A 12046-nucleotide genomic window follows, 5' to 3' on the forward strand; every position below is an offset into this window, starting at 1 on the left:
GAAAGCTAATCTAAAAATTATTTCTCTTCAAACTCATTCAAGGTCTGGTACTTCTGAGTCCACAAAACCCCTTGGGTGTTGTATGGTTAAGCCTCACGGGCAATTAGTACAGGTTAGCTCAATGCCTCGCAGCACTTACACACCCTGCCTATCAACGTCGTAGTCTACGACAACCCTTTAGGACACTTATAGTGCCAGGGAAAACTCATCTCAAGGCTCGCTTCCCGCTTAGATGCTTTCAGCGGTTATCGATTCCGAACTTAGCTACCGGGCAATGCCATTGGCATGACAACCCGAACACCAGAGGTTCGTCCACTCCGGTCCTCTCGTACTAGGAGCAGCCCCTTTCAATTTTCCAACGCCCACGGCAGATAGGGACCGAACTGTCTCACGACGTTCTAAACCCAGCTCGCGTACCACTTTAAATGGCGAACAGCCATACCCTTGGGACCGACTTCAGCCCCAGGATGTGATGAGCCGACATCGAGGTGCCAAACACCGCCGTCGATATGAACTCTTGGGCGGTATCAGCCTGTTATCCCCGGAGTACCTTTTATCCGTTGAGCGATGGCCCTTCCATTCAGAACCACCGGATCACTATGACCTGCTTTCGCACCTGCTCGAATTGTCATTCTCGCAGTCAAGCGGGCTTATGCCATTGCACTAACCACACGATGTCCAACCGTGTTTAGCCCACCTTCGTGCTCCTCCGTTACTCTTTGGGAGGAGACCGCCCCAGTCAAACTACCCACCAGGCACTGTCCGTAATCCCGATTCAGGGACCAACGTTAGAACATCAAAACTACAAGGGTGGTATTTCAAGGACGACTCCATCACATCTAGCGACGCAATTTCATAGTCTCCCACCTATCCTACACATGTAGGTTCAATGTTCAGTGCCAAGCTGTAGTAAAGGTTCACGGGGTCTTTCCGTCTAGCCGCGGGTACACTGCATCTTCACAGCGATTTCAATTTCACTGAGTCTCGGGTGGAGACAGCGTGGCCATCATTACGCCATTCGTGCAGGTCGGAACTTACCCGACAAGGAATTTCGCTACCTTAGGACCGTTATAGTTACGGCCGCCGTTTACCGGGGCTTCGATCAAGAGCTTCGACCGAAGTCTAACCCCATCAATTAACCTTCCGGCACCGGGCAGGCGTCACACCGTATACGTCATCTTACGATTTTGCACAGTGCTGTGTTTTTAATAAACAGTTGCAGCCACCTGGTATCTGCGACTCTCGTCTGCTCCATCCGCAAGGGACTTCACTGATAAGAGCGTACCTTCTCCCGAAGTTACGGTACCATTTTGCCTAGTTCCTTCACCCGAGTTCTCTCAAGCGCCTTGGTATTCTCTACCCGACCACCTGTGTCGGTTTGGGGTACGATTCCTTACAATCTGAAGCTTAGAGGCTTTTCCTGGAAGCATGGCATCAATGACTTCACTACCGTAGTAGCTCGACATCGTATCTCAGCGTTAAGAAAGTCCGGATTTACCTAAACTTTCCGCCTACGTACTTGAACCTGGACAACCGTCGCCAGGCCCACCTAGCCTTCTCCGTCCCCCCATCGCAATTGTAAGAAGTACGGGAATATTAACCCGTTTCCCATCGACTACGCCTTTCGGCCTCGCCTTAGGAGTCGACTTACCCTGCCCCGATTAACGTTGGACAGGAACCCTTGGTCTTCCGGCGAGGGAGTTTTTCACTCCCTTTATCGTTACTCATGTCAGCATTCGCACTTCTGATACCTCCAGCAGCCCTTACAGACCACCTTCAACGGCTTACAGAACGCTCCCCTACCCCACATACCCTAAGGTACGTAGCCGCAGCTTCGGTGTATAGCTTAGCCCCGTTACATCTTCCGCGCAGGCCGACTCGACCAGTGAGCTATTACGCTTTCTTTAAATGATGGCTGCTTCTAAGCCAACATCCTGGCTGTCTGAGCCTTCCCACATCGTTTCCCACTTAGCTATACTTTGGGACCTTAGCTGGCGGTCTGGGTTGTTTCCCTCTCCACGACGGACGTTAGCACCCGCCGTGTGTCTCCCGGATAGTACTTACTGGTATTCGGAGTTTGCAAAGGGTTGGTAAGTCGGGATGACCCCCTAGCCTTAACAGTGCTCTACCCCCAGTAGTATTCGTCCGAGGCGCTACCTAAATAGCTTTCGGGGAGAACCAGCTATCTCCAGGTTTGATTGGCCTTTCACCCCTAGCCACAAGTCATCCGCTAATTTTTCAACATTAGTCGGTTCGGTCCTCCAGTTGATGTTACTCAACCTTCAACCTGCCCATGGCTAGATCACCTGGTTTCGGGTCTAATCCTAGCAACTGTACGCCCAGTTAAGACTCGGTTTCCCTACGGCTCCCCTAAACGGTTAACCTTGCTACTAAAATTAAGTCGCTGACCCATTATACAAAAGGTACGCAGTCACACCACGAAGGTGCTCCTACTGCTTGTACGTACACGGTTTCAGGTTCTATTTCACTCCCCTCACAGGGGTTCTTTTCGCCTTTCCCTCACGGTACTGGTTCACTATCGGTCAGTCAGTAGTATTTAGCCTTGGAGGATGGTCCCCCCATATTCAGACAGGATATCACGTGTCCCGCCCTACTCGTTTTCACTGATTATGAGATGTCGACTACGGGGCTATCACCCTTTACTGCGGCACTTTCCAGAGCCTTCGTCTGTCTCATTAAAAGCTTAAGGGCTAATCCAATTTCGCTCGCCGCTACTTTCGGAATCTCGGTTGATTTCTCTTCCTCGGGGTACTTAGATGTTTCAGTTCCCCCGGTTTGCCTCCTGTTGCTATGTATTCACAACAGGATACTTGCTTATGCAAGTGGGTTTCCCCATTCAGGAATCCCAGACTCAAAAGGTTATTACTACCTAATCTGGGCTTATCGCAAGTTATTACGCCTTTCATCGCCTCTGACTGCCAAGGCATCCACCGTGTACGCTTAGTCACTTAACCATACAACCCGAAAGGGTCTTAGCGTATGGCAACTAACCAAGGTTTTTGGTTGTCATCAAGAAGGGTTAATTCCTGATGACTGTTTGCCGGACTCAATTGTGAATCAATGTAAACATTGATTCGAATACAAGACACTTGAATGTGTTTGTTGTGTTTACCTAATAAAAGATAAACATTGAGAACTTTTAAATTTGATTGAATTACTCGTAAGTAATCAATCAGTCAGCTTTCCAAATTGTTAAAGAGCATGAGACTTTAAGAACCAGTGTTCTAAAATTCACATTTTCTAAAGACTCTCAGGGTCAAACATACCAACCAACGACAAAAGAAGTGGTTTGGATATGAAGATAACCAAGAATTTTTAGAGAATGGTGGGCGATACCGGGCTCGAACCAGTGACCCCCTGCTTGTAAGGCAGGTGCTCTCCCAACTGAGCTAATCGCCCACGATAGTTTTAATTCCTTCGCGGAGAAAGAATGGTGGGTCGTGCAGGATTCGAACCTGCGACCAATTGATTAAAAGTCAACTGCTCTACCAACTGAGCTAACGACCCAATGGTATCCCGTAGGGGAGTCGAACCCCTGTTACCGCCGTGAAAGGGCGGTGTCCTAGGCCTCTAGACGAACGGGACACTGCAATTTATCTCTACTTTAAAAAGTAGAAACAAACTTCGAAGAACTTGGGAGTTCTTCATCTCTTTGCTTTTCTAAACCTAATCAATCTGTGTGGACACTCATCGTGACTATCTTCGTATAAGGAGGTGATCCAGCCCCAGGTTCCCCTAGGGCTACCTTGTTACGACTTCACCCCAGTCATGAACCACAAAGTGGTGAGCGTCCTCCCCGAAAGGTTAAACTACCCACTTCTTTTGCAGCCCACTCCCATGGTGTGACGGGCGGTGTGTACAAGGCCCGGGAACGTATTCACCGTGACATTCTGATTCACGATTACTAGCGATTCCGACTTCATGGAGTCGAGTTGCAGACTCCAATCCGGACTACGACGCACTTTTTGGGATTCGCTCACTATCGCTAGCTTGCTGCCCTCTGTATGCGCCATTGTAGCACGTGTGTAGCCCTACTCGTAAGGGCCATGATGACTTGACGTCGTCCCCACCTTCCTCCGGTTTATCACCGGCAGTCTCCCTGGAGTTCCCGACATTACTCGCTGGCAAACAAGGATAAGGGTTGCGCTCGTTGCGGGACTTAACCCAACATTTCACAACACGAGCTGACGACAGCCATGCAGCACCTGTCTCAGAGTTCCCGAAGGCACACCTGCGTCTCCGCTGGCTTCTCTGGATGTCAAGAGTAGGTAAGGTTCTTCGCGTTGCATCGAATTAAACCACATGCTCCACCGCTTGTGCGGGCCCCCGTCAATTCATTTGAGTTTTAATCTTGCGACCGTACTCCCCAGGCGGTCTACTTAACGCGTTAGCTCCGAAAGCCACGGCTCAAGGCCACAACCTCCAAGTAGACATCGTTTACGGCGTGGACTACCAGGGTATCTAATCCTGTTTGCTCCCCACGCTTTCGCATCTGAGTGTCAGTGTCTGTCCAGGGGGCCGCCTTCGCCACTGGTATTCCTTCAGATCTCTACGCATTTCACCGCTACACCTGAAATTCTACCCCCCTCTACAGCACTCTAGTTCACCAGTTTCAAATGCAGTTCCGAGGTTGAGCCCCGGGCTTTCACATCTGACTTAATGAACCACCTGCATGCGCTTTACGCCCAGTAATTCCGATTAACGCTCGCACCCTCCGTATTACCGCGGCTGCTGGCACGGAGTTAGCCGGTGCTTCTTCTGTTGCTAACGTCAAGATGCGCAGCTATTAACTACACACCCTTCCTCACAACTGAAAGTACTTTACAACCCGAAGGCCTTCTTCATACACGCGGCATGGCTGCATCAGGCTTTCGCCCATTGTGCAATATTCCCCACTGCTGCCTCCCGTAGGAGTCTGGACCGTGTCTCAGTTCCAGTGTGGCTGATCATCCTCTCAGACCAGCTAGGGATCGTCGCCTTGGTGAGCCATTACCTCACCAACTAGCTAATCCCACCTAGGCATATCTTGACGCGAGAGGTCCGAAGATCCCCCTCTTTGGCCCGTAGGCATTATGCGGTATTAGCCATCGTTTCCAATGGTTATCCCCCACATCAAGGCAATTTCCTAGGCATTACTCACCCGTCCGCCGCTCGACGCCCAACAAATCCTCCGAAGATTCAATGTTGTCGTTTCCGCTCGACTTGCATGTGTTAGGCCTGCCGCCAGCGTTCAATCTGAGCCATGATCAAACTCTTCAATTTAAGATTTTGTGACTCAACGAATACTGACTTCAAAACTATTCTTTATAAATAAAGAATGTAATTTTAAAGCTATTACCATTCCAACAGAATGGTAATGAATTGACTGTGCCAAAATTAAGTAAACTTAACTTTGTATTGGTCACTCAGTTCATTGAAATCAAGTTTGTTACCGAAGTAACTGCTATTACCTAAGTAATAACGTTTTGATATTCATCAACGAGTGCCCACACAGATTGATAGGTTTAAATTGTTAAAGAGCTTTTCCTTTTTGAGCTTCGCTCAAATCGGACGGCCATTTTAGCGATTTAAGTTTTAGTGTCAACCACTATTTTCAAAACTTTTTTCAAGCGCTTAGCTTGGCTAATTTGACCTGCTGATTCGTTTTGGTTTCTTACGAAGCCTTCCCGTTTCAACGAGGTCGCATTATAGAGATTTCGATCACACTGGCAAGCCCTTTTTGAAGTTTTTCTTACTTTTTTGATTGTTCGAGCGTTTTTTGTTCAAAACACTCCGTTTTCACTAGTATTCCCCTTAATTAAAGGCTTAAGGTGCCTATATAAAGGAGGATTTATGAGTTCAATGCGCAGTTATAAAGGAATATCCCCTCAGATTGGACAAGGTGTCTATATAGATACAAGTTCGGTACTGGTTGGTGATATCAAAATCGGTGACGACTCTAGCGTGTGGCCTTTGGTTGCAGCTCGAGGAGATGTGAACCACATTCATATTGGAGATAGAACGAATATCCAAGACGGCAGCATTTTGCACGTCACCCATAAGAATGCTGACAACCCTGAAGGTTATCCTCTACTAATAGGTAATGATGTCACTATCGGACATAAAGTAATGCTGCATGGCTGTACTATTGAAGATCGCGTACTTGTTGGCATGGGAGCTATCGTGCTTGATGGCGTGATTATTAAAGAAGAAGTGATGATTGGTGCTGGTAGCTTGGTTCCACCTAATAAGGTACTTGAAAGCGGTTATCTATATGTAGGAAGCCCAGTAAAACAAGCACGCCCATTAAATGATAAAGAGCGTGCCTTTTTACAGAAGTCAGCTGACAACTATGTTCAGAATAAAAACGACTATCTAGACTCTGTGCTGCCAGTCTAAAGCATTTTGATTTGAATCCGATTAGAGGAGTCATACTCCTCTTCTTCTATTAACTCTTCAGCTAGTTCTTCAATATCAAAACGTAACTCTGAAAAGATAACTAAAGCTTGATCGCCTTCTTCTATATCTTTACCTGCCAATCGAGACAGCTCTTCAATAGACATAACACACTCAATTAGTGCGCCAGACTGCTGTGCTGGGAATATGATTGATTGATTTTCTTCATCCCAATCTTGGATATCAGGAAATAGAATTGATTGATTCATTTTTTATAAATACCTTGTTACATCTCTAGGTTTTTGCGTAATTCTCTTAAAATCTGTTTTGTTCCTGGGCGAAGACCACGCCACAGCATAAAGCTCTCAGCAGCCTGCCCTACCAACATACCCAAACCATCATAAGCAGCGTGAACACCGTTATCTAATGCCCATTGATTAAATACTGTGGTTCCAGATCCGTAAACCATGTCATAAACAGCACTATTCGAATTGAAGATAATCTCAGAAACTTCAGGAAGCTGACCACTTAGACCAGATGAGGTCGAGTTAATGATGACATCAAACCCTTCATTAACATCGCTTAATCCCATTCCTTTGATGTTTCCATATGAAGAAAACATCTCAGCCAGAAGTTCAGCCTTTGAACTGGTTCGATTAGCGACTACCAACTGTTGTGGCTTTTGGTCGAGAAGAGGTTGAATCACTCCTCGAGCGGCGCCACCAGCGCCAAGCAGAAGAACGCGAGCCCCTTCTAGCATAACTTGATGTTGAAGAAGGTCTTGAACTAAACCCTCACCATCGGTGTTATCACCAATGATTTCTCCGTCATCGAGCTTCTTAAGTGTGTTTACGGCACCGGCTAGTTCAGCCCTCTCAGTAAGGCGATTGGCAAACTGATACGCATCTTCTTTAAAAGGTGCTGTGACATTACATCCTCTACCACCTTCGCTGAAAAAGGCTTTGGCAGCAGTGATAAATTCACCATGCTCTGGCTGTAATGCTGTATAGGTAAGTTGTTGGCTGGTTTGGCGAGCAAATAATGTGTGAATGAATGGCGATTTGCTTTGCCCAATAGGGTTACCGAAAACGGCATAACGATCTACTTGCTGTGTCATATCCTTACCTAACAGAAATAAAAAAGGTCATCTATATAGATGACCCTATCACTATCCCTATAAGGAAGGAAGAACTACCAAACTCGAGGCTTTAGGTAGTCGCTATAAAGCAGAGCTTCTGGTGAACCCGCTTGAGGTTCGTAGCGATATTCCCAACGAGCCAATGGCGGCATCGACATTAATATTGATTCTGTGCGGCCACCACTTTGTAGACCAAATAGGGTGCCACGGTCATAGACTAAGTTAAATTCAACATAGCGACCACGACGATAAAGCTGGAAGTCACGCTCGCGTTCACCGTAAGACGTCTCTTTTCGTCGTTCTACAATGGGTAAATATGCGGCTGCGAAACCTTCACCGACCGCCTGTATATAAGCAAAGCTCTTTTCAAAGCCCCACTCGTTTAAGTCATCAAAGAACAGACCGCCAACACCACGTGTTTCATCACGGTGAGGTAGATAGAAGTACTTATCACACCACTCTTTGTGTTCTTGGTAAACGTCATCACCAAATGGTGCACACAGGTCTTTAGCAGTTTGATGCCAAGATTGGCAATCTTCATCGACAGGATAGAATGGCGTTAAATCAAAACCACCACCGAACCACCAGATAGGATCTTCCCCTTCCTTTTCGGCAATAAAGAATCGTACGTTCGCGTGTGAGGTTGGGATGTATGGGTTTTTAGGGTGGATAACTAATGAGACACCCATAGCTTCAAACTTACGTCCGGCTAATTCAGGACGGTGAGCGGTTGCAGAGGCAGGCATAGCCTTACCAGCGACATGAGAAAAGTTAACACCGCCTTGCTCAAATACCGCACCATTGGTCATCACGCGAGTTCGACCACCGCCACCAAGGCGCTCGCCAGGTTCACGTTGCCATGCATCTTCTTCAAACAGTGCTGTACCATCAGCTTGCTCAAGCTGCTGGCAAATCGAATCTTGTAGGCTCAGTAAAAACTGCTTTACTGCTTCTTTATCAATTGCTGACATCTTACTTCCTTTGCAGGGCTTAACCCTGTCTTAATATTTTCGACGTTTTTGCATCTCTAATTTCGCTTGGCTTCTCACGGCCACCCGTTTGACCTTCTAGAATCGCGACTAAGTGCTGACCCAGTTGCTGTTGAACCTCTTCAGTCGTCATACAAGGCGGTTCACCTGTCAGGTTAGCACTGGTAGAGGTTAACGGCTTACCGAATTCATTACACATTCTTTGAACTAAGGGGTGATCCGTCACTCGCACCGCGATGGATTCAAATTGGCCACTGACCCAATCAGTTGCTTTACTGCTGGTTGGCATTATCCAAGTCACAGGTCCCGGCCATGTTGCTTTTACGGTCGCTAACTGCGCTTCAGTCAGTTGGCTTTCATCAATATAGGGCAGCAACTGCTCGTAACTCGCTGCAATTAGGATCAACCCTTTCTCCATCGGCCGCTGTTTTAAATCGAGCAATTTCTTAATGGCTTGTGGATTATCGGGATCACAACCGACCCCAAAAACGCCTTCAGTCGGGTAAGCAATGACTTCACCTTGTTGTAATGCCTGCAAAGTATGTTGAAAGTTATCCAAGGGTTGCCTCATTAATTCTGTTATCGAACTCGCTAAGTGTACAAATTATCATTCACTGTGACTAAAGCTATTTGTTTATAAAATGTATCAATTAACAACTTAGACTGACGCAAACGTTTTCCTTAAGCAATTTTACCCGTATAATGCGCGCAAAATATCTAATCACTAATTAAATCGTACCTGAAGGAGTTTGAGATGACTGTCGGTATTATCATGGGTTCTAAATCTGATTGGCCAACAATGAAGCTAGCTGCAGAAATGTTGGATCAGTTTGGCGTGGCGTACGAAACAAAAGTGGTTTCTGCTCACCGCACACCTCAGTTGCTTGCAGATTACGCAACCAGTGCGAAAGAGCGCGGTATTAAAGTGATTATTGCTGGTGCTGGCGGTGCAGCGCATCTTCCGGGCATGGCTGCAGCTTTCACAAGCGTACCTGTTTTAGGTGTTCCTGTTCAGTCTAAAGCACTCAAGGGCATGGATTCTCTGCTTTCTATCGTACAGATGCCAAAAGGCATTGCGGTAGGTACTTTGGCTATCGGTGAAGCTGGCGCTGCCAATGCTGGTATCCTAGCAGCCCAAATCATTGGTACTCACAATGAAGAAGTGATGGCAAAAGTAGAAGCGTTCCGCTCTGAGCAAACAGAAACGGTTCTGGCTAATCCAAACCCTGCAGAGGACTAATTCCCATGCATGTTCTTGTGTTAGGCGCGGGCCAACTTGCTCGCATGATGTCCCTAGCTGGGGCGCCGCTGAATATTGAAATTTCTGCTTTTGATGTTGGCAGCAAAAATATTGTTCACCCATTAACGCAAGCGATTCTAGGCAGCGGCTTAGACAATGCGATTGAGCGTGCGGACGTCATTACTGCTGAATTCGAGCATATCCCTCATGATGTACTTGAGGTGTGTGAGCGCAGCGGTAAGTTCTTACCGACAACAGAAGCAATCAAAGCTGGCGGTGACCGTCGCCTTGAAAAAGCCCTGTTAGACGAAGCAAGCGTGAAAAATGCTAAGTACTACGTGATTAACTCTCGCGAAGACTTTGACGCTGCGATCGCTCACGTTGGCTTACCAATGGTATTGAAGAGCACACTTGGTGGCTACGATGGCAAAGGTCAATGGCGCTTAAAGACATTAGATAATGTTGACGCGACTTGGACAGAAATGGCTGAGTGCATCGCTGCAACAGACAACCAAGCGATTGTTGCTGAAGAGTTTGTCCCGTTTGACCGCGAAGTCTCACTGGTGGGTGCTCGTGGTGCCAATGGCGAGATCCAAGTGTACCCACTGGCTGAGAATGTTCACACCGATGGCGTGTTGAGCTTATCAACAGCGATTGACGACATTGAACTGCAAGAACAAGCTAAGACCATGTTCACCGCAGTTGCAGAGCGTTTGGATTACGTTGGCGTACTCGCGCTAGAGTTCTTTGATGTTCAAGGTTCACTGCTGGTAAATGAGATTGCACCACGTGTTCATAACTCGGGCCACTGGACACAACAAGGCGCTGAAACTTGTCAGTTTGAGAACCATCTACGTGCCGTATGTGGGATGCCATTAGGCAGCACTAAGCTGATTCGTCCAACCGCAATGATCAACATCCTTGGTGAAGATACCCTACCTGAAGCAATTCTTGCTCAAGGTGGTTGCCATGTTCATTGGTATGGTAAAGAGAAGCGTGCAGGTCGTAAGATGGGCCACATTAACGTGAGCGCTGACTACAACGCAGAGCTGCAAAGAGCGCTATGCTCACTGGCAGACATTCTCGATAAGCAAGCCTACCCTGCTGTGCATGAATTTGCTGAGCAGATGAAGTAAATCTACATTGCTTGATGAATATAGAACGTTTATTGGATATAGCAACGGCGCTCATTGAGCGCCGTTTTTTTGTCTATAACATCAAGTTATTGAGATTGAATGTGATGACACTTGCGATCAGCACATTGCTTCTTAGTGCCACTGGCCGTTTTCTTCTCCAGCAACAGCGGGAACTGACACTGTTCACAACGACCTATAACAGGTGGCTGATTAACGGCGAACTTACACTTAGGGTAGTTATCGCACGCATAGAAGGTTTTGCCATAGCGAGATTTACGCTCAACCAAATGGCCTCTGCCACACTCAGGACAAGCAACAAGTGGCTGCTCTTCAGGTTGTTCTTTTGGTTGGTCCAAAGATTCGATGTGATTACACGTTGGGTAGCTACTACAACCAATGAACATACCAAAGCGACCTTGCCTTAATACCAATTCGTTTTGGCATTTAGGACACGGCACACCCAGCTCTTTCACTACGTGGCCATCGTTCTGATGCAGAGGTTTGATGTAATCACAGCTAGGATACTGCTTACAGCCTAAAAATGGGCCATGCTTACCATGACGAAGCTGAAGCTCTCCACCACACTGTGGACATGGTTCATGCTCTAATGCATGTTCATGTGCCGAAAAAAGCTGATTATCAATCTTACTACTCATGACAAGCCTGTATTAATGCAAGATACCTTGCTCTTTGGTGTACAACAGCTCTTCCATTTGCGTGTAAGCACTTTCATTACCCGGCACATTAAATAGCACCATTAAGATAATCCATTTCAGATCATCCAATTCAAATTCGCTCGTCTCAAGCCCCATCACACGATCAATCACCATTTCACGAATCTCTGTCGTGAGTACGTTGATCTGTTCAAGGAACAATAAGAAACCTCGACACTCCATATTAATACGTGAAATCTCTCGACTGGTATAAATACGCATCGAGGTATTGGAACACATAGTAATCGCCGCTTGATTCTCAGTATCTTGCAATGCCGCAAGATCTTCTAACCAATGGAGGGCCTTATAAATATCATCTTGGTGAAACCCTGCTCGAAGAAGCTCATCTTCCAGCTCATCTTGATCCACCTGCAATTCAGAATCGCTATGGATGTAGGTTTCAAACAAGTACATCAGTATGTCCATCATCATAG

General features: G+C 46.8%; 9 protein-coding genes, 3 tRNA genes and 2 rRNA genes. 3 read left to right on the plus strand and 11 right to left on the minus strand.

Annotated elements, in window-relative coordinates:
• Positions 1 to 82 precede the first annotated feature (82 nt).
• The 5 genes from AC3CID_RS15515 to AC3CID_RS15535 all read right to left on the minus strand — a co-directional run bounded on the left by AC3CID_RS15515 (position 83) and on the right by AC3CID_RS15535 (position 5283).
• Positions 83 to 2975: ribosomal RNA gene (locus tag AC3CID_RS15515) — 23S ribosomal RNA — on the minus strand.
• Positions 2976 to 3344: 369 nt separating this feature from the next.
• Positions 3345 to 3420 (minus strand) — tRNA-Val (locus AC3CID_RS15520).
• Positions 3421 to 3452: 32 nt separating this feature from the next.
• Positions 3453 to 3528: transfer RNA gene (locus AC3CID_RS15525), tRNA-Lys, on the minus strand.
• A 2-nt stretch (positions 3529 to 3530) separates the two neighbouring features.
• Positions 3531 to 3606, minus strand: a tRNA-Glu gene (locus AC3CID_RS15530).
• Positions 3607 to 3728: 122 nt separating this feature from the next.
• Positions 3729 to 5283, minus strand: a 16S ribosomal RNA gene (locus AC3CID_RS15535).
• The 16S and 23S rRNA genes sit together here with 3 tRNA genes alongside, the layout of an rRNA operon.
• A 570-nt stretch (positions 5284 to 5853) precedes the next feature.
• Between AC3CID_RS15535 and AC3CID_RS15540 the strand changes: the two genes are divergently transcribed.
• Complete coding sequence (locus AC3CID_RS15540; protein ID WP_065205719.1) at positions 5854 to 6399, plus strand: gamma carbonic anhydrase family protein; 546 nt, start codon at positions 5854 to 5856, stop codon at positions 6397 to 6399.
• On the opposite strand, the gene AC3CID_RS15545 is transcribed toward AC3CID_RS15540, so the two are convergent.
• The 4 genes from AC3CID_RS15545 to tsaC form a co-directional block, all read right to left on the minus strand.
• A complete protein-coding gene (locus AC3CID_RS15545; RefSeq protein ID WP_054548298.1) occupies positions 6396 to 6665 on the minus strand; it encodes a DUF1488 family protein in 270 nt (89 codons plus the stop codon). The genes AC3CID_RS15540 and AC3CID_RS15545 overlap by 4 nt on opposite strands.
• Positions 6666 to 6682: 17 nt before the next feature.
• Positions 6683 to 7513: a shikimate dehydrogenase gene (aroE, locus tag AC3CID_RS15550; protein ID WP_488526737.1), complete on the minus strand. Its 831-nt coding sequence runs from the start codon at positions 7511 to 7513 to the stop codon at positions 6683 to 6685.
• Positions 7514 to 7587: 74 nt separating this feature from the next.
• The gene (hemF, locus tag AC3CID_RS15555; protein WP_171330655.1) at positions 7588 to 8505 is read right to left on the minus strand and encodes an oxygen-dependent coproporphyrinogen oxidase; all 918 of its coding nucleotides are present in this window, start codon (positions 8503 to 8505) and stop codon (positions 7588 to 7590) included.
• 19 nt (positions 8506 to 8524) lie between these two features.
• Positions 8525 to 9082, minus strand: a complete 558-nt coding sequence (gene tsaC / locus AC3CID_RS15560; RefSeq protein WP_171330653.1) for an L-threonylcarbamoyladenylate synthase type 1 TsaC — start codon at positions 9080 to 9082, stop codon at positions 8525 to 8527.
• Positions 9083 to 9277: 195 nt separating this feature from the next.
• Here tsaC and purE point away from each other — a divergent pair, with 195 nt between their 5' ends.
• Together purE and AC3CID_RS15570 are read left to right on the plus strand one after the other, a co-directional pair.
• Positions 9278 to 9763: a 5-(carboxyamino)imidazole ribonucleotide mutase gene (gene purE, locus AC3CID_RS15565; RefSeq protein WP_004735777.1), complete on the plus strand. Its 486-nt coding sequence runs from the start codon at positions 9278 to 9280 to the stop codon at positions 9761 to 9763.
• A 5-nt stretch (positions 9764 to 9768) separates the two neighbouring features.
• The gene (locus AC3CID_RS15570; protein WP_488524899.1) at positions 9769 to 10899 is read left to right on the plus strand and encodes a 5-(carboxyamino)imidazole ribonucleotide synthase; all 1131 of its coding nucleotides are present in this window, start codon (positions 9769 to 9771) and stop codon (positions 10897 to 10899) included.
• Positions 10900 to 10985: 86 nt separating this feature from the next.
• On the opposite strand, the gene AC3CID_RS15575 is transcribed toward AC3CID_RS15570, so the two are convergent.
• Entirely contained in the window at positions 10986 to 11555 is a 570-nt protein-coding gene (locus AC3CID_RS15575) for a DNA topoisomerase family protein (protein ID WP_017080840.1), read from the minus strand.
• A gap of 12 nt (positions 11556 to 11567) precedes the next feature.
• Positions 11568 to 12044 (minus strand): DUF494 family protein, encoded by a 477-nt coding sequence (locus AC3CID_RS15580; protein WP_004735774.1) that lies wholly within the window; start codon positions 12042 to 12044, stop codon positions 11568 to 11570.
• Between the last annotated feature and the right edge of the window lie 2 nt (positions 12045 to 12046).

The organism is Vibrio sp. QJM3NY_21 (genome assembly GCF_057785975.1).

Bases quoted from the DNA above. Each gene is read 5' to 3' on its own strand.
- AC3CID_RS15540 (WP_065205719.1), top strand. From the start codon at position 5,854: ATGAGTTCAATGCGCAGTTATAAAGGAATATCCCCTCAGATTGGACAA.
- AC3CID_RS15545 (WP_054548298.1), bottom strand. From the start codon at position 6,665: ATGAATCAATCAATTCTATTTCCTGATATCCAAGATTGGGATGAAGAA.
- aroE (WP_488526737.1), bottom strand. From the start codon at position 7,513: ATGACACAGCAAGTAGATCGTTATGCCGTTTTCGGTAACCCTATTGGG.
- hemF (WP_171330655.1), bottom strand. From the start codon at position 8,505: ATGTCAGCAATTGATAAAGAAGCAGTAAAGCAGTTTTTACTGAGCCTA.
- purE (WP_004735777.1), top strand. From the start codon at position 9,278: ATGACTGTCGGTATTATCATGGGTTCTAAATCTGATTGGCCAACAATG.
- AC3CID_RS15570 (WP_488524899.1), top strand. From the start codon at position 9,769: ATGCATGTTCTTGTGTTAGGCGCGGGCCAACTTGCTCGCATGATGTCC.
- AC3CID_RS15575 (WP_017080840.1), bottom strand. From the start codon at position 11,555: ATGAGTAGTAAGATTGATAATCAGCTTTTTTCGGCACATGAACATGCA.
- AC3CID_RS15580 (WP_004735774.1), bottom strand. From the start codon at position 12,044: ATGATGATGGACATACTGATGTACTTGTTTGAAACCTACATCCATAGC.